Origin of the sequence: Bacillus sp. JKS001846 (genome assembly GCF_900176455.1) — a bacterium.
GTDB classification, from domain to species: domain Bacteria; phylum Bacillota; class Bacilli; order Bacillales; family Bacillaceae_G; genus Bacillus_A; species Bacillus_A cereus.
In genome coordinates, this window is record NZ_FWYG01000001.1 from 1,153,125 (window position 1) to 1,174,645 (window position 21,521).

Sequence of the window (21,521 nt, forward strand, 5' to 3'; positions counted from 1 at the left end):
TACAACAGTGAAGTTTGTGCATTTACAATGTCAAACCGTTTTTAGTTTATTAAAAAGTGCTTGTAAAATTGATGAGCTTGTAGTCAGGGCGAAAGAACTTGGTTTTTCATCGCTAGCTATTACGGATGAAAATGTTATGTATGGTGTTATTCCGTTTTATAAAGCATGTAAGAAACATGGTATACAGCCTGTTATTGGATTAACCGCTTCTATTTTTAGTGAAGAAGAAGAAAGGTCTTATCCGCTTGTATTACTTGCTGAGAATGAAATAGGCTACCAAAATTTATTAAAGATTTCTAGCAGTATTATGACAAAGTCCAAAGAAGGTATTCCTAAGAAGTGGCTTGCGCATTATGCGAAAGGATTAATTGCTATTTCGCCAGGTAAAGATGGCGAAATTGAGCAATTATTACTAGAAGACAATGAGAGTCAGGCTGAAGAAGTAGCTCGCACGTATCAAAATATGTTCGGCCATTTTTATATGAGTTTGCAGCATCATGCAATTCAAGATGAGTTGCTTTTACAAGAGAAACTACCTGAATTTATTAGTAGGGTTAATATTCCAGTCGTTGCAACAAACGATGTGCGCTATATCAATCAAAGTGACGCGCTTGTTCATGAATGTTTACTATCTGTTGAAAGTGGAACGAAAATGACTGATCCAGATAGGCCGAGGCTGAAAACAGATCAGTATTATTTAAAGTCATCGGATGAAATGGAAGCACTATTTTCCCATGCGCCGGAAGCAATCCGAAATACAATAAAAATTGCAGAGCGTTGCCAAGTAGAAATACCGTTCCATGTAAATCAACTTCCGAAGTTTCCTGTTCCGTCTAATGAAACGAGTGATATATACTTGCGTCGTGTTTGTGAAGAAGGTTTGCGGAAACGATATGGTGAACCGAAAGAAGTGCATATAAAGCGTTTGGATCATGAATTAAATGTTATTTCTCGTATGGGATTTAGTGATTATTTCCTCATCGTATGGGATTTTATGAAGTATGCACATGAAAATCATATTCTAACAGGACCAGGTCGTGGATCGGCAGCTGGTTCACTCGTTTCATACGTATTAGAAATTACAGATATTGATCCAATTGAATACGATCTATTATTTGAAAGGTTTTTAAATCCTGAACGTGTGACGCTTCCTGATATTGATATTGATTTTCCAGACGTAAGACGTGATGAGATGATTCGCTATGTGAAAGATAAATACGGTCAGCTCCGTGTTGCGCAAATTGTAACGTTTGGTACGCTTGCAGCAAAAGCGGCAATTAGAGACATTGCCCGCGTAATGGGGCTTCCGCCGCGAGATATTGATATATTTTCAAAACTTATCCCATCAAAGCTTGGTATAACGTTAAAAGATGCATATGAAGAATCACAATCACTTCGTGAGTTTATACAAGGGAATCTTTTGCATGAGCGTGTGTTTGAAATCGCAAAACGTGTAGAAGGTTTACCACGTCATACGTCTATTCATGCGGCTGGTGTTATTATGAGTCAAGAACCGCTAACAGGCAGTGTAGCAATTCAAGAAGGACATAACGATGTTTATGTTACGCAATATCCAGCCGATGCGCTAGAAGAACTTGGGTTGCTTAAGATGGACTTTTTAGGATTACGTAATTTAACGTTACTTGAAAATATTATAAAATTTATCGCGAACAAAACTGGGAAAGAAATCGATATAAGAAACTTACCTCTTCAAGATGAAAAGACATTCCAATTATTAGGGAGAGGAGATACAACAGGTGTATTCCAGCTTGAGTCAGGCGGTATGCGAAATGTACTTCGCGGGTTAAAACCGAATGAGTTTGAAGATATCGTAGCTGTTAACTCGTTATACAGACCAGGACCGATGGAACAGATACCGACTTTTATTGAATCGAAACATGGAAAAAGAAAAATCGAATATTTACATCCGGATTTAAAGCCAATTTTAGAAAGAACATACGGCGTCATTGTATACCAAGAACAAATTATGCAAATTGCATCGAAGTTAGCAGGGTTTTCGCTTGGAGAAGCAGATTTACTGCGCCGTGCAGTGAGTAAAAAAAATCGTGATATTTTAGATCAGGAACGTAAGCATTTCGTCCAGGGATGTTTGCGAAATGGATATGATGAGACGTCTGCTGAAAAAATTTATGATTTAATTGTAAGATTTGCGAATTACGGTTTTAACCGAAGTCACGCTGTAGCTTACAGTATGATCGGATATCAGCTTGCCTATTTGAAAGCGAACTATACGCTGGAATTTATGACGGCATTATTATCAAGCGCAATTGGAAATGAAGATAAAATTGTACAGTATATACGAGAAACGAAGCGGAAAGGTTTTCACGTTTTGCCGCCGTCTCTTCAGAGAAGTGGTTATAACTTCCAAATAGAAGGGAATGCGATACGTTACAGTTTACTTTCGATCCGAAATATTGGAATGGCTACAGTGACGGCATTATTAGAAGAACGAGAGAAAAAAATGTTCGAAGATTTATTTGAATTTTGTCTCCGTATGCCGTCAAAGTTCGTAACGGAGCGTAATTTAGAAGCTTTCGTCTGGTCGGGATGTTTTGATGATTTTGGTGTTTCGAGAACGAATTTATGGAAAAGTATTAAAGGGGCGTTAGAGTACGCGAATCTCGCACGTGATTTAGGAGATGCTGTTCCAAAATCAAAATATGTACAAGGAGAAGAGCTATCTTTTATTGAACAACTAAATAAAGAGAAAGAAGTACTTGGCTTTTATTTATCAAGTTATCCGACAGCGCAATATGTGAAGTTAGCAAAAGAATTAGAAATTCCATCTCTCGCTCAGGCGATGCGACACAAGAAAAAAGTACAAAGAGCTATTGTGTATATAACAAGTGTTAGAGTGATTCGTACGAAAAAGTTTCAAAAGATGGCATTTATTACATTCTGTGATCAAAATGATGAAATGGAAGCGGTCCTCTTCCCGGAAACGTATATACATTTCTCGGATAAGTTGCAAGAAGGAGCAATTGTTTTAGTTGACGGTACGATTGAGCTAAGAAATCATAAGCTGCAATGGATTGTAAATGGACTATATCCGCTAGAGGAAATGGATGTTTATGAAGAAAAGAAAGACGCATCTGTTTACGTGAAATTGCCATCTCAGTATGAGAAAAAGCTTTTAAATCGGGTTACGAAAATATTGTTCGACTATTCAGGTTTTGCGAAAGTACTAATTTATTATGAAAAGGAACATAAAATGGTACAATTATCTCGGAGTTTATCGATTCATCCAAGTGAAGAATGTTTAGGAGCACTTCGTGAAATTGTCGGGGAAGAAAATGTAGTTGTGAAAATATAATGGACAATTTCCCTACACTTCGATTATTATAGTAGTAGTGTTCGTGGTCAGACCACTTGGAGAAATTGATATCAGCAAGAATAATTTGAGGAGAGTGGATAGTTTGTCAACACTTCGTGAAGAAGCACTTCACATGCATAAAGTGCATCAAGGAAAATTAGAAACTGTATCAAAAGTAAAAGTAGAAAATGCAAAAGATTTAAGTCTTGCATATTCTCCAGGGGTTGCAGAACCTTGTAAAGAAATTTATGACGATAAAAGTAAGGTATATGAATATACGATGAAGGGAAATATGGTAGCAGTTGTGACAGATGGAACAGCTGTACTTGGTCTTGGTAACATTGGACCTGAAGCATCTCTTCCAGTAATGGAAGGTAAAGCTGTATTATTCAAGAGCTTTGCTGGTGTAGATGCATTCCCAATTGCCTTAAATACAAACGATGTAGATAAAATTGTTGAAACTGTAAAATTAATGGAGCCAACTTTTGGCGGCGTTAACTTAGAAGATATCGCAGCACCAAATTGCTTCATTATTGAAGAGCGTTTGAAAAAAGAAACAAATATTCCTATCTTCCATGATGATCAACACGGAACAGCTATTGTAACAGTAGCAGGTCTTGTAAATGCACTGAAATTAGTTGGAAAGAAAATGTCTGACATTAAAGTTGTCGCAAATGGCGCAGGTGCAGCAGGTATTGCAATTATTAAACTTTTATATCGCTATGGTGTACGCGACATTATTATGTGTGACCGTAAAGGGGCAATCTATGATGGTCGTCCTACAGGTATGAATCCGGTGAAGGATGAAGTTGCAAAATATACAAATAAGAATCGTATAGAAGGTTCTTTAGCTGATGTTGTACAAGGTGCAGACGTATTCATTGGTGTATCTGCAGAAGGTGCATTAACAGAAGAGATGGTTCGTACAATGAATGACGATGCGATTATTTTTGCAATGGCGAATCCAGTTCCAGAAATTATGCCAGAATTGGCAAAAGCAGCGGGCGCAGCTGTTGTTGGAACAGGTCGTTCTGACTTCCCGAACCAAGTAAATAATGTACTGGCGTTCCCTGGTATTTTCCGCGGTGCACTTGACGTACATGCGACACAAATTAACGAAGAAATGAAGATGGCAGCTGTACAGGCTATTGCTGAGCTTGTAGCAGAAGATGAGTTAAATGCAGACTATATCATTCCGGCACCATTTGACGCGCGTGTAGCGCCTCAAGTAGCGGCTTACGTTGCAAAAGCAGCAATGGAGACAGGAGTAGCTCGACGTCAAGTAGATCCAAATGAGATCGCTGAAAAAACAAAACAATTAGCGCTGATTGGTAAAGAATAAGCGAGGAAATTCCATTGACATCATCAAATACAAAAGTATATCTTGAAATTGTAAAAAAAATCCGTTCCATTATGGAAGAGGATGGATTGGTGGCGGGGGATCGTTTGCCGTCTGAGCGTGAGTTAAGTTCACGCTTAAACGTAGGACGTTCCTCTGTAAGAGAAGCATTGCGTGCTTTAGAACTGGTAGGATTGATTGAAACGAGACGTGGTGAAGGGACGTTTATTCGAAACTTTTATGATAACGGTCTTGTACAATTAATTGCTCCGTTCTTATTGCAAGATGAGAAAACAATTCGTGATTTATTACAAACGAAACGATTACTCGAGAAAGATATGATTCGAATTGTATGTAATTTACCGAAAGAAACGTTTTCTAAAGTGCTAAGTAAATTACACCAAGTACTTGAAGGAAATGAAAACTCAATCCCAACGCTTCATCAAACGTTCTTTAAAACACTTATTGAACAAGTCGATAATTATTTACTATATCGCATTTGGATGATCGTAAATGATTACGTATCAACGCTTTCTTGTAAAGTTTCAAGAGATTCTATCGATATGTATAGAAAGCTTTACGCTACTTTGGAAGAAAAACAAGAAAATGATGCACTAAAAATTTACGATGAATTAGTAGAGAATATACAGTTTCACTCGTAATGTATAAAATTTGTCGAAATGACCATGACACGTTATGACAAACATTCTACCGCGTAGCGGTTAAAGTTAAACGTAAAGAGTGAGGTTATTAGACAGATTGAGAAGATAAGGCTAACATCAAACTTTGGTGTTAGCCCCATTTTCTTCTTACGCTAACCTTAGCTCTCAACGAAGGGGGTCAAATTGTGCTAAGAGATTTATTCGTGAAAAAGAAAAAGTACGCTGCAATACCTTCAGAACAAGTACGAAAAGATGTGCCAGATGGCGTTATGACAAAATGTCCGGAATGTAAAAAAATCATGTATACGAAAGAACTTCTAAAAAATTTAAAAGTATGTGTGAATTGTGGATATCATCATCCTATGAATGCATGGGAACGTCTTGATAGTATATTGGACGAAGGGTCATTCCGTGAGTATGACAAAGAAATGGTTTCATTAAATCCACTCGAGTTTCCAGGTTATGAAGAGAAACTAGAGAGCGATCGTAAGAAGACTGAATTGAACGAAGCGGTTGTAACTGGTGAAGGAACAATTGATGACATGCTTGTTGTTGTTGCAGTAATGGATTCTCGTTTTCGAATGGGGAGCATGGGCTCTGTAGTAGGAGAAAAAATCGCCCGTGCGGTTGAAAAGGCGTACGACTTACAAGTTCCATTTATTATCTTTACTGCTTCGGGTGGTGCCCGTATGCAAGAAGGTATATTAAGTTTAATGCAAATGGCAAAAACAAGCGTAGCTTTGAAAAAGCATAGTAATGCAGGAGGATTATTTATTTCTGTTATGACTCACCCAACGACGGGCGGGGTTTCAGCGAGTTTCGCTTCACTTGGTGATTATAATCTTGCAGAACCAGGCGCACTTATCGGATTTGCTGGTAGACGTGTAATTGAACAAACGGTGCGTGAGAAACTACCGGAAGATTTCCAAACGGCAGAATTCTTACTAGATCATGGTCAATTAGATGCGGTGGTGCATCGTGATGATATGAGAGAATCGCTTCGCAAGATTTTAGAAGTTCATCAAGGAGGGGAAGTGGCTGTATGGCAGAGCTAGAATTTGAAAAACCAGTTGTTGAGCTAAGAAATAAGATTCGTGAACTGAAAGACTATACGAAAAACAGCCAGATGGACTTCAGTGAGGAGATTCGTATTTTGGAAGAAAAGCTAGAAAATTTAGAGGAAGATATATACGGCAATCTAAAAGTATGGGACCGTGTTCAAATTGCTCGTCATGCAGAACGACCGACAACGCTCGATTATATTGAGCACTTATTTACTGATTTTTTCGAATGTCATGGAGATCGTCTATTTGGCGATGATGCAGCGATTGTCGGCGGCATTGCGAAATATAAAGGGATGCCTGTAACTGTAATTGGGCATCAGCGCGGAAAAGATACGAAAGAAAATATTCGCCGTAACTTTGGAATGCCTCATCCAGAAGGATATCGAAAAGCACTGCGTCTCATGAAACAAGCGGAAAAGTTTAATCGTCCTATTATTTGTTTCATCGATACGAAGGGAGCTTATCCTGGTAAAGCAGCTGAAGAGCGTGGACAAAGTGAAGCTATTGCCCGCAACCTATTTGAGATGGCAGGTTTAACGGTACCAGTTATTTGTATCGTTATCGGTGAAGGCGGTAGTGGTGGTGCGCTAGGTCTTGGAGTAGGAGATTACATTCATATGCTAGAAAATTCCACTTATTCTGTTATTACACCAGAGGGTGCAGCGGCAATTCTTTGGAAAGATGCAGGAAAAGCAAAGGAAGCTGCAGAGGCAATGAAAATTACAGCAGCAGATTTGAAAGAATTAGGTGTAATTGATGAAATTATTCCAGAGACAAAAGGTGGAGCTCACCGTAATATTTTGAAACAGTCAGAAAATATAGACTTAATAATTAGAAAAACTTTTGAACAATTAAACGGAATTTCGAAAGATGAATTAATCGAAAAACGTTATGAAAAATATATGAAAATTGGGCAAGTTTCGTTTTCAAACGCTTCCATTGGGATAAAATAAGAAAAGCGTGCGTTCCTCTTCGCGAATGCACGTTTTTATTATGAAAAGACACATCTTCTCCATTGTGTTTTTATATTTTTTCGTGTTATTTTATTATAAGGCAAATAATCTTTATGAGGTGAGTACAAATGAAACGTATTGGTGTATTAACAAGTGGTGGAGATTCACCTGGTATGAATGCTGCCATTCGTGCAGTTGTTCGTAAAGCGATTTTCCATGATATTGAAGTATATGGTATTTACCATGGATACGCTGGATTAATTTCTGGTCACATTGAAAAATTAGAACTTGGTTCTGTTGGCGATATTATCCACCGCGGTGGTACGAAATTATATACAGCAAGATGTCCTGAGTTTAAAGACCCAGAAGTACGACTAAAAGGTATCGAGCAATTAAAGAAACATGGTATCGAAGGACTTGTTGTTATTGGTGGAGATGGTTCTTACCAAGGCGCTAAAAAATTAACTGAACAAGGATTCCCATGTGTTGGTGTACCAGGTACAATCGACAATGATATCCCTGGAACAGACTTCACAATTGGTTTCGATACAGCTTTAAACACTGTTATTGATGCAATTGATAAAATCCGTGATACAGCTACATCTCATGAACGTACATATGTTATCGAAGTAATGGGACGTCATGCTGGAGATATCGCATTATGGGCTGGTTTAGCTGATGGTGCAGAAACAATCTTAATTCCAGAAGAAGAGTATGACATGGATGATGTAATCGCTCGTCTAAAACGTGGTAGCGAACGTGGTAAAAAACACAGTATTATCATTGTAGCTGAAGGTGTTGGAAGTGCAATTGACATCGGTAAGCACATTGAAGAAGCAACAAACTTTGATACTCGTGTAACTGTATTAGGTCACGTACAACGTGGTGGATCACCAAGTGCACAAGACCGTGTATTAGCAAGTCGTCTTGGTGCAAGAGCAGTTGAGTTGTTAATTGCTGGTAAAGGTGGGCGTTGTGTAGGTATTCAAGATAATAAACTTGTTGATCATGACATTATCGAAGCGTTAGCTCAAAAGCATACAATCGATAAAGATATGTATCAATTATCTAAAGAATTATCCATCTAATCGGCGTAATGTCAGATATTTGGGAACGGTTTCATAATTTTCGGAGGTGCAATATGCGTAAAACTAAAATTGTATGTACTATAGGTCCTGCTAGTGAAAGTATTGAAAAATTAGAGCAATTAATCGAAGCAGGTATGAACGTTGCTCGTTTAAACTTCTCTCATGGTAGCCATGAAGAGCACGGAGCTCGTATTAAAAACATTCGTGAAGCTTCAAAGAAAACTGGTAAAACAGTTGGTATCTTACTTGATACAAAAGGTCCAGAAATCCGTACTCACGACTTCGTAGACGGACAAGCTGAGCTTGTAACAGGTGCAGAGGTAGTTCTTTCTACTGAGCAAGTATTAGGTACTGCAGAGAAGTTCTCTGTATCTTATGCTGGTCTTTATGACGATGTAGACCCAGGTTCTCGTATTCTAATCGATGACGGTCTTATCGAACTAGAAGTAATCGAAAAAGCTGATGGAAACATCCGTACAAAAGTTCTTAACAGCGGAACTGTAAAAAATAAAAAAGGTGTTAACGTACCAAACGTAAGCATTAAGCTTCCTGGTATCACTGAAAAAGACGTAAAAGATATCATCTTCGGTATCGAGCAAAAAGTTGATTTCATTGCAGCTTCATTCGTACGTAAAGCGTCTGACGTATTAGAAATCCGTGAATTATTAGAAGAGCATAACGCTCAATACATCCAAATCGTACCAAAAATCGAAAACCAAGAAGGTATCGACAACATCGATTCAATCTTAGAAGTTTCTGACGGTTTAATGGTAGCTCGTGGTGATATGGGTGTAGAAATTCCACCAGAAGAAGTACCGTTAGTACAAAAACGTCTAATTAAAAAATGTAACGTGTTAGGTAAACCGGTTATTACTGCAACACAAATGTTAGATTCTATGCAACGTAACCCACGTCCAACTCGTGCGGAAGCAAGTGACGTAGCTAACGCAATCTTCGATGGTACAGATGCAATCATGCTTTCAGGTGAAACAGCTGCTGGACAATATCCGGTAGAAGCAGTAACAATGATGGCTAACATTGCGGTACGTGTTGAAAAATCATTACAATATGAAGATATGTTCAAAAAACGTATTAAAGAGTTCACTCCAACAATTACAGATGCAATTAGCCAATCTGTTGCGCATACAGCACTTGCTCTTGATGTAGCTGCAATCGTAGCTCCAACAGAAAGTGGATATACTGCGAAAATGATCTCTAAATACCGTCCAAAATCTCCAATCGTAGCTGTAACATCTGACGAGCAAGTAGGACGTCGTCTTGCACTTGTTTGGGGTGTACAAGCATTTATGGCTGAGAAGCGCGCAGCTTCAACTGACGAAATGTTAGATACAGCAATTCAAACAGGTATGGATGCGGGTCTAATTGGACTTGGAGATACTGTAGTGATTACTGCGGGTGTTCCAGTTGCTGAAACTGGTACAACAAACTTAATGAAAATCCACGTTGTTGGTGAAGAAATTGCTAAAGGACAAGGAATTGGTCGTAAAGCTGCAAAAGGTAAAGTAGTTGTAGCAAAAACAGCTGCTGAAGCTGTAGCGAACGTAAACGAAGGTGATATCCTTGTTACAACAAGCACTGATAAAGATATGATTCCTGCAATCGAAAAAGCTGCGGCTTTAGTTGTAGAAGAAGGTGGCTTAACAAGCCATGCAGCTGTTGTAGGCGTATCAATCGGTATTCCTGTTATCGTTGGTGTAAACGGCGTAACAGCAACTTTAAAAAATGGCCAAGAAGTAACAGTTGATGCAGCACGCGGAATTGTTTATAATGGACATGCGGAAGTGCTATAAGTAATACGGAGAGAAGGATCGGAGTCCTTCTCTTTTTTTTACACAAAAACGAGATAGAATTAGCTTAAAGCGCCTAGAATTGCTTTTAAAAGCTGTTTGTTATGTGTTTTAATATGAAAGAGTATCTATATTTCATATGATATATATAGGCGTTGTGAGGGAGGTGTAGAACTATGAAGTGGTTACTATTCTTGTTTATTTTAATACCGGCGATTGAGATTACGGTCTTAATTGGATCAAGTCATGTAATAGGTTTATGGTCTACGTTCGCTATGATTGTATTTACAGGTGTTGTAGGTGTGTATTTGGCGAAAAGACAAGGGTTTAAAGTGCTTGGAGAGATTCAATCTAAGTTGAATAGAGGGGAAATGCCAGGTGAGGCGGTACTAGATGGTATTTTTGTATTTGTAGGAGGTATTCTCTTAGTGCTTCCTGGGTATGTGACAGATGTGCTAGGGTTTATCTGTGTGATCCCTATTACGAGAGCTTTATTGAAGCCGCTTGTTATGAAGTGGATGGAATGGAAATTTAGAAAGAACTCTACTATTATTATTCAGAAATAGCACTTAGATTGTAGAAATCTAAGTGCTATTTTTTGTGTTGTAAGAGGAGAGGAACTTTCTGGTTGAAGCTTTGCTTTACCGCGCTATTTGTGGGGTGGAATTTCTATCTCAAAGCTGGGCTGCTCGTAAGTGTCTGGTGTGGGGCGAATGATGAGTGGGGATGAACAAAACGTTCGCTTATTATATGTGCTATATAATTTTCGTTTGAATTCTTGTGTGTACTTCGATTAAACTTGTGATTTTTTAGTGCTATTAATTTAGATGAATAAGATGGAGGGAACGCTGCTGAATTAAATTTTTGCTTTCTTATATAAAGGAACGATTGGTGTAAAAAATTCATATAAAAAGGCGGAGATTGTTAGTTGAAGTCTTGTTTTATGCTATTTTGTATATTTATTCATTTACATAAAAAGTAATAAATGTAAATGATAATTATAAAATAAATAGAATAAATATGTAAAAACACCACGAAATATGCGTTTTTCATGCAAAAAAACAAGAGAATTATCTTTTTTGAGTGCAATTCTCTTGTTTTATGTAATGAGTATGAAAAATAAGTACAAGGAATAATCAGTGGGAAATTCCCACTGATTACATGTGAGTTTTTTGTTGTGTATGAATTAGAAACTATTATTTTGAAGGTGAACCTTTAATATATTTCCACAAGTCATGGAAGACATTAGCTTTGTGTAATGTATTAAGTAGTACTAAGGTGACTGGGCCGATGATTAATCCTAAAAAGCCAAAAAGTTTAAAGCCGACAAATAGAGCGACGAGTGTTGCTAATGGATCGAGACCGATGTTAGATGAAAGTACTTTCGGCTCCATAATTTGTCTTTGGACAATCACGACGATGTATAAAATGAGAAGACCAATGGCGAATGCGGTATCGCCAGTGAAAAATACGTATATAACCCATGGAACGAAGACTGCGCCTGTTCCTAAGTATGGTAGTAAATCTACAACTCCTGTAATAATCGCAATAGTAATGGCGTATGGTACGCGTAATATTAAAAGTCCGATTAGTACAATGACGGTTGTCATAGATACGAGTGTAAGTTGTGCTTTCACAAAACCAAACAAAGCTTTTCTTAAGTCGACAAAAATAGTTTTTCCATAGCCATGTACACGATTCGGTAGCAATTTTCTTGCCTTCTGAGCAAGACGGTGCCAATCGTAACTAATGAAGAAAGTGGCTAATAAAATGAATACAAGAACAGTTAAAGTTGTTGGCAGTGCACTAATGAAATTCGTTAACCCGCTTATAATGGCGGTTAAAAGTTCTTTCATTTGTGTTGTTGCTTCTGTTCCTAAGTTTTGAATGTTTTGTGTAATTGTATAGCGCTGTGGTTCTCCAAGATGATTAAATTTAGAGATTAAATCATCGTAGAGAGGCATAATATGATTAAGTGCAAATTGCTGAGCGAATGTAACGATATCTGGAAACTTTACTGTAACAAGTTGTAGTAAGTATGTTGTGGCAGATATTGCTTCAGTCACAAGATATGTAACAAGTCCAACGATAGCTCCAAATACGAGAATTAAGCTAACGAGTACTGCTAGTGCGCGAGGAAATTGTAGTTTTTGATTAAGGAAATTGACGACAGGATTAATCAAATAAGCAAATGCAAAAGCGATAATAAAAGGATAGATAAGCCCTGACATGTATAGTAATACATAGAACCCAGCTACCGTTGCTACAATGACAAATATGAGTCTCAATATCATATATAGTAAGTTTCGGTTCAAAGATGTATACCTCCCATTCCAATTTGGATTATCCTAATTCGTTCAACTTATAACGAGTGTGCTCCACTGATTAAAGTTTCACTTTACCCCGCATTAACGGGCAGTAAATCTCCTACCCGAAGTGCGGCTGAATCAAAGGAGTTAGCTGGAGATAAACTGCCCGTAAAAGCCCGATTGGTGAAGGCTAATAATCAGTGGAAAATGCCCCACTGATTAAAGTTTCACTTTATGTTATAGTGGAATGATGGATTTTTCCTGCTTTTTCAGTATGTGAGTGACTGTGAAAGCTTGGTGTTGATGCTTCTACTATATGGTAAAAACTTCATTTTCTCTTCTTTTTATTTTACCTGTTTCTAATTAGAAAAGAAAGAAGAGACGCCCGTTTTTTAAAATGTATACATGCTTAAATTTTGATGGTGAAAGTCTCAGTTTGTCATTTTAAAATACATAAAAAATGAAGTGATTCATGTTGAATAGGCATCGATATAGCATGTATAACGATAGGTTTAAAGGTATTTTTGTTTGGAAATGAGTTCATTATTTTCAGAAAGGAAGTGCAAACATGATTAGTCAGTCAACGTTATTTTTATTCATACTACTTATTATAGGATTTATTGCTAAAAACCAATCGCTTACTGTAGCTATTGGTGTGTTATTTTTATTGAAGTTTACGTTTTTAGGAGATAAGGTCTTTCCTTATTTACAAACGAAAGGAATTAACCTAGGTGTAACGGTCATTACAATAGCGGTGCTCGTACCGATTGCGACAGGGGAAATAGGTTTTAAACAACTTGGAGAAGCGGCGAAATCTTATTATGCGTGGATTGCTTTAGCTTCAGGTGTAGCGGTCGCTTTGTTAGCGAAAGGCGGCGTACAATTGTTGACGACGGATCCTCACATTACAACTGCGCTTGTTTTTGGGACAATTATAGCGGTTGCGCTATTTAATGGGGTTGCTGTTGGTCCGTTAATTGGGGCTGGAATTGCCTATGCGGTTATGAGTATTATACAGATGTTTAAATAAGGAATTTTATAGTAATATAAAATTTTTGAATTCTTTCTGTTCACAAAAGTCAGATAATTGTTTATAATAGGATTAGAAACTTTGAAAAGTTACATAACAGCAGAGACTTTACACCAGATAAAATAAAAACAACATAAAACAATTTTATAATGATATTGTTTTATGTTGTTTTTATCATAAAACTCTTCGGAATGTATTTTCCTCACTAACTTGTTGTTTTGAGCGTGAGGATTCGGGGAGACATTCACGCTCATGCTTTCCATGTAAACAATGGACAATAAGAGGGGAACATCGCAACAAATTTGCATGATCGTGCATTTTGCTTGCCTAAAGAGTGAACGGGCGTTCATAATTCATAAGGGGAGCAAATAGATATAAGGAGCAAGGTTGGGAGAATTTTCAGGAAAAGGAGAGAATGTCATGACTGTTATTCGAGGTTTAGAAGGGGTAGTAGCAACAACATCATCTGTGAGCTCTATTATTGATGATACATTAACTTATGTTGGGTATAATATTGATGATTTAGCTGAGAATGCTACGTTTGAAGAAGTAGTGTACTTATTATGGCACCGCAAGCTTCCTAATGAAAAAGAACTAGCGGAATTTAATGAAATTGTATCTGAATACTATAAAGTTCCAGGTGAGATTTTAACATATTTGAAACAAGTAGATTTAAAAATTGCACATCCGATGTCTGTTTTACGAACTGCAATTTCCATGCTATCATTATACGATGAGAGCGCTGAAATTATGGATGAAAAGTCCAATTATTTGAAAGCGGTTAAATTACAGGCGCAAGTCGGAACTTTAGTTGCTGCTTACGCGAGAATCCGTAAAGGTTTAGATATTGTTGAGCCAAGAAAGGATTTATCATTAGCTGCAAACTTCTTGTACATGTTAAATGATCGCGAGCCAAATGAAGTTGAAATTGAAGCTTTTGATAAGGCGCTTGTACTTCATGCAGATCATGAGTTAAACGCTTCTACATTTACTGCACGTGTTTGCGTAGCTACACTTTCAGATGTATATTCTGGTATTACAGCAGCAATCGGTGCATTAAAAGGTCCTCTTCACGGTGGGGCAAATGAAAATGTAATGAAGATGTTAACTGAGATTGGTGAAGAAGAAAATGTAGAGTCATATATTCATAATGCTCTTCAAAATAAAGTGAAAATCATGGGCTTTGGCCACCGTGTGTATGAGCAGGGTGATCCACGTGCAAAACACTTACGTGAAATGTCTAAGAGATTATGCGTGCTTTTAGGAGAAGAGAAATGGTATAATATGTCTATCAAAATTGAAGACATTGTAACAAAAGAAAAAGGTCTTCCACCAAATGTTGATTTCTATTCAGCTTCTGTATACCATTGTTTAGGAATTGACCATGACTTATTTACACCTATTTTTGCAATTAGCCGTATGTCAGGCTGGTTAGCTCATATTCTAGAACAATATGAAAACAACCGTTTAATTCGTCCGCGTGCTGATTATAATGGACCAACGCATCAAGTGTATGTTCCAATTGCACAACGATAAGCGAATAACACTATTTTGATAGTGAAAATACGCTTTCAAAAGTCTGATTTTTTCGGAAAGATGTAATGATTAGAATATTTTAATTTGACTAACGGTTTGAACTGAGGGGTTATTCCCTCAGTTTCATACATATGAAATTTCAAACATGGGGGTTATCACATTGACGACAGGTGAAAAAATTACTGTAACTAATGGTGTTATGAATGTACCAAACAATCCGATTATTCCATTTATCGAGGGAGATGGAATTGGTCCTGATATTTGGGCGGCTGCATCTCGCGTACTAGAAGCAGCAGTTGAAAAAGCTTATGATGGTGAGAAGAAAATCGTTTGGAAAGAAGTGCTTGCAGGGGAAAAAGCATTCAACCAAACAGGCGAGTGGTTACCAGAAGAAACTTTAAACTTAATTCGTGAATATTTAATCGCGATTAAAGGTCCACTTACAACTCCAGTTGGCGGTGGTATTCGTTCTCTAAACGTAGCACTTCGTCAAGAATTAGATTTATATGTATGTCTACGTCCAGTTCGTTATTTTGAAGGTGTTCCTTCACCTGTAAAACGTCCGGAAGATACTGATATGGTTATTTTCCGTGAAAATACAGAAGACATTTATGCTGGAATTGAATATGCACAAGGATCTCCAGAAGCAGAAAAAGTTCTTGCTTTCTTAAAAGAAGCAATGGGTGTTAATAAAATCCGCTTCCCAGAAACATCTGGTATTGGTATTAAGCCGATTTCAGAAGAAGGGACAAAGCGTCTTGTTCGTGCTGCAATTCAATATGCAATTAACGAAAAACGCTCTTCTGTTACATTAGTTCATAAAGGAAACATTATGAAATTTACAGAAGGTGCTTTCAAAAACTGGGGTTACGAAGTAGCGGAACAAGAATTCGGCGACAAAGTATTTACTTGGGCTGAATACGATCGTATCGTTGAAAAAGATGGTAAAGATGCAGCGAATAAAGCGATGGCAGACGCTGAAGTGGCTGGAAAAATCATCGTAAAAGATTCTATTGCAGACATCTTCTTACAACAAATTTTAACTCGTCCACGTGAGTTCGATGTTGTTGCAACAATGAACTTAAATGGTGACTATATCTCTGATGCACTTGCTGCACAAGTAGGTGGAATTGGTATTGCACCTGGTGCAAACATTAACTATGTGACTGGACATGCTATCTTTGAAGCTACACACGGTACAGCTCCAAAATATGCAGGTTTAGATAAAGTAAACCCATCTTCTGTTCTTCTTTCAGGTGTATTATTATTAGAACACTTAGGATGGAACGAAGCTGCGAAATTAGTAACTGCTTCTGTTGAGAAAACAATTGCTTCAAAAGTAGTAACTTATGATTTCGCACGCTTAATGGAAGGTGCAACAGAAGTGAAATGTTCTGAGTTCGCTAATGAACTTATTAAAAACATGGATGTAGCGATAATCAAAAACGCATAATTAAAGCGGGGGGTAAATTATGACAATCAAACGCAAGAAGGTTTCAGTCATCGGTGCAGGATTTACAGGAGCAACAACGGCATTCTTATTAGCGCAAAAAGAACTGGCAGATGTTGTATTAGTGGACATTCCACAACTGGAAAATCCAACAAAAGGGAAAGCGTTAGATATGTTAGAAGCGAGCCCAGTACAAGGTTTTGATGCTAACATTATTGGAACATCTGATTACGCAGATACTGCTGATTCTGACGTTGTCGTTATTACAGCAGGTATTGCACGTAAGCCTGGTATGAGCCGTGATGACTTAGTAGCAACAAACTCTAAAATTATGAAAAGTATTACGCGCGACATTGCAAAACATTCACCAAATGCAATTATTGTTGTGTTAACAAATCCAGTTGATGCAATGACATATTCTGTATTTAAAGAAGCAGGATTCCCGAAAGAGCGTGTTATCGGTCAATCGGGTGTATTAGATACAGCTCGTTTCCGTACATTCATCGCACAAGAATTAAATCTTTCTGTAAAAGATATTACAGGATTTGTTCTTGGTGGACACGGTGATGACATGGTACCTCTTGTGCGTTATTCATATGCAGGCGGTATTCCGTTAGAAACGTTAATTCCGAAAGAGCGTTTAGAAGCAATCGTAGAACGTACACGTAAAGGTGGCGGTGAGATTGTAGGCTTATTAGGAAACGGTAGTGCATATTACGCACCAGCAGCTTCTTTAGTTGAAATGACAGAAGCAATCTTAAAAGATCAACGCCGTGTATTACCGGCTATTGCGTACCTTGAAGGTGAGTATGGTTATAGTGACCTTTACTTAGGGGTACCAGTAATTCTAGGTGGTAACGGAATTGAAAAAATTATTGAATTAGAACTTCTTGCAGATGAAAAAGAAGCGTTAGATCGCTCTGTAGAATCTGTACGTAACGTAATGAAAGTTCTTGTTTAATAATTGAATAGTAGTGAAAAAGATTCGGGATTCCGAATCTTTTTCTACTATTTACCGAATTGTTTTTTTGAAATAATATGAAAACGCTATCATTTGTAATATCCTATAATGAAACTGTAGATTTATACTATACATTGCCCTCATCATAGTAAATTTCGGATAAGGTATCGCTTTTAGTAGGATAATAAGGTGAAAAAATCGGAGGGGGTTGTAACATGTTAAAGAAAAAAGTTCAAATTGGTCGTAAAATGGATGAAATTACAGTAGGAGAGAAATTATCTATCACTGAAAAAATTGAGGATAAAGATTTGTTATTGTACTTAGGGTTAACGAATGATGCCAATCCATTATATATTCAGCATGATTACGCATCCCAAACTCCGTATGAAAAGCCGATTGTACCAAGCATTATGCTAACGGGAATGATTACAACGGCGGTTACGAAATATTTACCGGGTCCAGGAAGTCATATTACGAGAAAGGACCTTACATTCGTGAAACATGTTCACCATTATGAAACGTTACAAATCCACTTTGAAGTTGTGGCTGTTTCTGAGGAGGAACATACAATTGATATGCTTGTATCTGCTCATGATGAAAAAGGAGAAACTGTTGTAAAGGGTTCATTAACAGTAACGCCACCTTATAAATCTGTTTCCATTATGGAAAAAGCATTAGATAACTTTTAAAAGATGAAAATAAAAATAGCGCTAGCATACCTTTAATAAGGATGCTAGCGCTATTTTTAGTTGAAAAACCCTTCTTTGAACCCTTCAGCAAATTCTGAGCAACCCGTTTTAATCGTATCCCAGCTAGGAGCGTTAAAAGCAAGGATACATGTGATTGCTAAAGATAGAATGGATAGTATTAGTCGCATAATAGACCTCCAAATATTATTAATTTATATATTAAGATTAATAATATTATTATCGGTAATTGAAGTCAATTAAAGGAGTGATTTTTTAGGTGAGGTGGAAAAGAGAAGACGCGATCTTTGAAACGGTAAGAGAAGCTGAAGTGTGGGCAGACGGGTTTGTGAATGAAATGTACGGGAGAGTATTTGATGGATATGAAACACCAGATTATAAAATAGCGTATGCTTTATCTTTTCTCTTAGCACAAAATCGAGAACTCAATATTCATACGGAAGTAGAATTTAATAACGATATGGAAGTATATAAAGTATGGATAACAAAACATAATTGAGGCGAACGTAATTGTTTTTAGGAATAACAATAGCACAATCCGAATCCATGAATAGACAATTATATTGAGAGGGACCTTGTTTTCTAGTATGATGAGAATAACGGGGAAAATACTAGGATGAAGAAGGTTTCAAGTCTATAACTTGGAGGAAAAGAATGAACAATCGTATTTTAGTAGTTGATGATGAGGAATTTATCTTAACTTTAATCGAATTTAATTTACAACAAGCTGGGTTTGAAGTTATAACAGCGATGGATGGAGAAATGGCGCTTCAAAAAGCGACAACAGAACGCCCAGATTTAATTATATTAGATTTAATGCTTCCGAAAATGGATGGTATGGAAGTGTGTAAAGAATTACGATTGCAGCGCGTTATGACGCCGATTTTAATGTTAACGGCAAAAGATGATGAGTTTGATAAGGTGCTAGGCCTTGAACTTGGGGCAGATGATTATATGACAAAGCCATTTAGTCCAAGAGAAGTAGTTGCTCGTGTGAAGGCGATTTTGCGCCGTACGAAATTACAACAAGAAGAACAAGTTGCAGAAGCGCCAGATGAAGATAGCATCACAATTGCAGAACTTAAAATTTTACCGGAGTTTTATGAGGCTTATTTCCAAGGAAGAAAGCTTGAATTAACACCAAAAGAATTTGAACTACTTGTGTATCTTGCGAAAAATAAAAGTCGCGTGTTGACACGTGATCAATTATTAAGTGCTGTATGGAATTATGATTTTGTTGGTGATACACGAATTGTTGATGTTCATATTAGCCATTTGCGCGATAAAATTGAACAAAATACGAAAAAACCGACGTACATTAAAACGATACGTGGTTTAGGATATAAATTAGAGGAGCCAAAAGGGAATGAATAAATTTCGTTCCAGGCTTCTTTTTACATTTGTTTCTCTTATTGTATTTATTTTAGTTGGACTAGGTTTATTACTAGAAACTGTGTTTGAAAACTACTATATAGATCATGCTAAAGAGAGAATGGTAAAAGAGACGGAGTATGTTGCGACGTTAGCAGAAGAGCAAGGTTTTGATAATGTCTTAAAAAATCCATACGTATTTGAAAAGTTAGAAGAAAAAATACCAGCTTCTATCGTATTTTTGGATGAAAAAAAGAAAGTTCAATATAGAAAAGGACAAGAATTGGCATTTAGTCCAGAGACGATTAAAGAACTTTCTTCGGAAGTGGCAAAACAACGAAGTAAAGTAATTACGAAAGAAACGGATCGAAAGAATGAATTTTATCATGCGGTGTTCGTTCAAGATGTAGAAGGAAAACAAGGATACATTTTGGTGAAAAGTATAATTGATCCTTTAAGAGACGTACATCAAAAAACGTGGGGATTATTAATTATCGGATTTGTCATTGCTTGTCTCGTAGTTGTATTTTTAGGTATGAAAATTACAGGGCAATATATTAGGCCAATTGAATCGGTTACGAAAGTTGCAATTGAATTGGCAAAGGGTAATTATAAAGCACGTGCATACGAAAGTCATTCGGATGAAACAGGAATGCTGAGTAAAGCGATTAATATTTTAGCACGAAATTTACAAGAGATGACACTTGAACAAGAAATGCAGCAAGATCGTCTGCATACGTTAATTGAAAATATGGGAAGCGGAATGATTTTAATTGATAGCCGAGGATATATAAACCTTGTAAACCGCTCTTATAAGGAAACTTTCCACGTAACAGATGAAGAATATTTAGATCGCTTATATTATGAATCGTTTCATCATACAGAAATTATTGAGCTTGTAGAAGAAATCTTTATGACAGAAGTGAAAGTGCGTAAACAAATGTTATTACCACTTGGAATTGAACGGAAGCATTTCGAAGTATATGGAGCGCCTATTATCGGGACAAACCATGAATGGAAAGGGATTGTTCTCGTATTCCATGACATAACAGAGTTAAAGAAATTAGAACAAATGAGAAAAGACTTTTTAGCAAATGTTTCTCATGAATTAAAGACACCGATTACTTCTATTAAAGGTTTTTCAGAAACACTCTTAGACGGAGCGATGGATAATAAAAAATTCTGCGAACATTTCTTGCACATTATTTTAAAAGAAAGTGAGCGCATGCAAGGATTAATTGAAGATTTATTAGATTTGTCGAAGATCGAACAACAAGGATTTAAATTAAATATGGGAACCGTTGACATGAAGGGGCTGCTTGAAGATATTCATATGGTGCTTGATAATAAAGCAGGAGAAAAAGAAATCTCTTTACAAGTGAATGTATTAAAACGTGCCTCTGTTATTGGAGATCCAAGTCGTTTGAAACAAATCTTTATTAATTTAATTAATAACGCAATCGTATATACACCGGCTGGAGGCGTTGTTTCAGTAGAGTTAGCGGAAGATAAATATAATGCTTATATAAAAGTATCGGATACTGGAATTGGTATTAGTAAAGAGGAAATTCCGCGTATTTTTGAACGTTTCTACCGGGTGGATAAAGCAAGAAGTAGAAATACTGGTGGTACCGGCCTTGGATTGTCGATCGTAAAGCATTTAGTTGAGGCGCATCAAGGTACGATTACAGTAGATAGTGAAGTTGGAGAAGGAACAACGTTTACAGTTGTTTTACCGAAATCAGCAACTGAAAAATAGGATGAAGGATGTTTACAATATATTAACAATGGCTTAATTAAATATTAATAAAGCTCTGTTAATATAATACATGAAAACCCCTTCATCCAAGGAGTAATTTTGGACGAGAATAGTTAAGCTGTTCTCGTCACTTCCCTTTATGCCAATATA

18 protein-coding genes are annotated in these 21,521 nt (G+C 37.0%); 16 read left to right on the forward strand and 2 right to left on the reverse strand.

Annotation, left to right across the window (positions count from 1 at the left end; translation table 11 throughout):
- The first annotated feature begins 7 nt into the window (after positions 1-7).
- From dnaE to B9A45_RS06385, 8 genes are all read left to right on the forward strand, one after another.
- Positions 8-3,334, forward strand: a complete 3,327-nt coding sequence (gene dnaE / locus B9A45_RS06350; RefSeq protein WP_084063944.1) for a DNA polymerase III subunit alpha — start codon at positions 8-10, stop codon at positions 3,332-3,334.
- Between the two features lie 133 nt (positions 3,335-3,467).
- Entirely contained in the window at positions 3,468-4,676 is a 1,209-nt protein-coding gene (locus B9A45_RS06355; RefSeq protein WP_161508111.1) for an NADP-dependent malic enzyme, read from the forward strand.
- A gap of 14 nt (positions 4,677-4,690) precedes the next feature.
- A complete protein-coding gene (locus B9A45_RS06360; protein WP_000204440.1) occupies positions 4,691-5,335 on the forward strand; it encodes a FadR/GntR family transcriptional regulator in 645 nt (214 codons plus the stop codon).
- Positions 5,336-5,520: 185 nt separating this feature from the next.
- Positions 5,521-6,390, forward strand: a complete 870-nt coding sequence (accD, locus tag B9A45_RS06365) for an acetyl-CoA carboxylase, carboxyltransferase subunit beta (RefSeq protein WP_000942857.1) — start codon at positions 5,521-5,523, stop codon at positions 6,388-6,390.
- Positions 6,378-7,352 carry an acetyl-CoA carboxylase carboxyl transferase subunit alpha gene (accA, locus tag B9A45_RS06370; protein WP_000818807.1) on the forward strand — a complete coding sequence of 325 codons (975 nt, stop codon included), beginning with the start codon at positions 6,378-6,380 and terminating at the stop codon, positions 7,350-7,352. Before accD ends, accA begins: the two co-directional genes overlap by 13 nt.
- 128 nt (positions 7,353-7,480) lie before the next feature.
- Positions 7,481-8,440 (forward strand): 6-phosphofructokinase, encoded by a 960-nt coding sequence (gene pfkA, locus B9A45_RS06375; RefSeq protein WP_000821156.1) that lies wholly within the window; start codon positions 7,481-7,483, stop codon positions 8,438-8,440.
- A gap of 53 nt (positions 8,441-8,493) precedes the next feature.
- Positions 8,494-10,251, forward strand: coding sequence for a pyruvate kinase (gene pyk, locus B9A45_RS06380; RefSeq protein ID WP_001232673.1), 1,758 nt, complete (start codon positions 8,494-8,496; stop codon positions 10,249-10,251).
- Positions 10,252-10,424: 173 nt separating this feature from the next.
- A complete protein-coding gene (locus B9A45_RS06385) occupies positions 10,425-10,814 on the forward strand; it encodes an FxsA family protein (protein ID WP_000871631.1) in 390 nt (129 codons plus the stop codon).
- A gap of 630 nt (positions 10,815-11,444) precedes the next feature.
- Here B9A45_RS06385 and ytvI read toward each other — a convergent pair.
- Positions 11,445-12,563, reverse strand: coding sequence for a sporulation integral membrane protein YtvI (ytvI, locus tag B9A45_RS06390; RefSeq protein WP_001081388.1), 1,119 nt, complete (start codon positions 12,561-12,563; stop codon positions 11,445-11,447).
- 562 nt (positions 12,564-13,125) lie between these two features.
- Here ytvI and B9A45_RS06395 point away from each other — a divergent pair.
- From B9A45_RS06395 to B9A45_RS06420, 5 genes are all read left to right on the forward strand, one after another.
- A complete protein-coding gene (locus tag B9A45_RS06395; RefSeq protein ID WP_016110779.1) occupies positions 13,126-13,587 on the forward strand; it encodes a DUF441 domain-containing protein in 462 nt (153 codons plus the stop codon).
- Between the two features lie 387 nt (positions 13,588-13,974).
- Positions 13,975-15,123: a citrate synthase gene (citZ, locus tag B9A45_RS06405; protein ID WP_000503652.1), complete on the forward strand. Its 1,149-nt coding sequence runs from the start codon at positions 13,975-13,977 to the stop codon at positions 15,121-15,123.
- Positions 15,124-15,283: 160 nt separating this feature from the next.
- Positions 15,284-16,576, forward strand: coding sequence for an NADP-dependent isocitrate dehydrogenase (gene icd / locus B9A45_RS06410; RefSeq protein WP_000206898.1), 1,293 nt, complete (start codon positions 15,284-15,286; stop codon positions 16,574-16,576).
- 19 nt (positions 16,577-16,595) lie between these two features.
- Positions 16,596-17,534: a malate dehydrogenase gene (mdh, locus tag B9A45_RS06415; protein ID WP_000153232.1), complete on the forward strand. Its 939-nt coding sequence runs from the start codon at positions 16,596-16,598 to the stop codon at positions 17,532-17,534.
- Between the two features lie 215 nt (positions 17,535-17,749).
- The gene (locus B9A45_RS06420; protein WP_000914181.1) at positions 17,750-18,223 is read left to right on the forward strand and encodes a MaoC family dehydratase; all 474 of its coding nucleotides are present in this window, start codon (positions 17,750-17,752) and stop codon (positions 18,221-18,223) included.
- 56 nt (positions 18,224-18,279) lie between these two features.
- On the opposite strand, the gene B9A45_RS32585 is transcribed toward B9A45_RS06420, so the two are convergent.
- Positions 18,280-18,411, reverse strand: coding sequence for a hypothetical protein (locus tag B9A45_RS32585; RefSeq protein ID WP_001237020.1), 132 nt, complete (start codon positions 18,409-18,411; stop codon positions 18,280-18,282).
- Positions 18,412-18,500: 89 nt separating this feature from the next.
- Here B9A45_RS32585 and B9A45_RS06430 point away from each other — a divergent pair, with 89 nt between their 5' ends.
- From B9A45_RS06430 to phoR, 3 genes are all read left to right on the forward strand, one after another.
- Positions 18,501-18,740 carry a hypothetical protein gene (locus B9A45_RS06430; protein WP_001267373.1) on the forward strand — a complete coding sequence of 80 codons (240 nt, stop codon included), beginning with the start codon at positions 18,501-18,503 and terminating at the stop codon, positions 18,738-18,740.
- Between the two features lie 155 nt (positions 18,741-18,895).
- Complete coding sequence (gene phoP / locus B9A45_RS06435; protein WP_084063945.1) at positions 18,896-19,615, forward strand: two-component system response regulator PhoP; 720 nt, start codon at positions 18,896-18,898, stop codon at positions 19,613-19,615.
- Complete coding sequence (gene phoR, locus B9A45_RS06440; RefSeq protein WP_001032106.1) at positions 19,608-21,371, forward strand: sensory box histidine kinase PhoR; 1,764 nt, start codon at positions 19,608-19,610, stop codon at positions 21,369-21,371. The genes phoP and phoR overlap by 8 nt, the downstream gene beginning before the upstream one ends.
- Positions 21,372-21,521 lie beyond the last annotated feature (150 nt).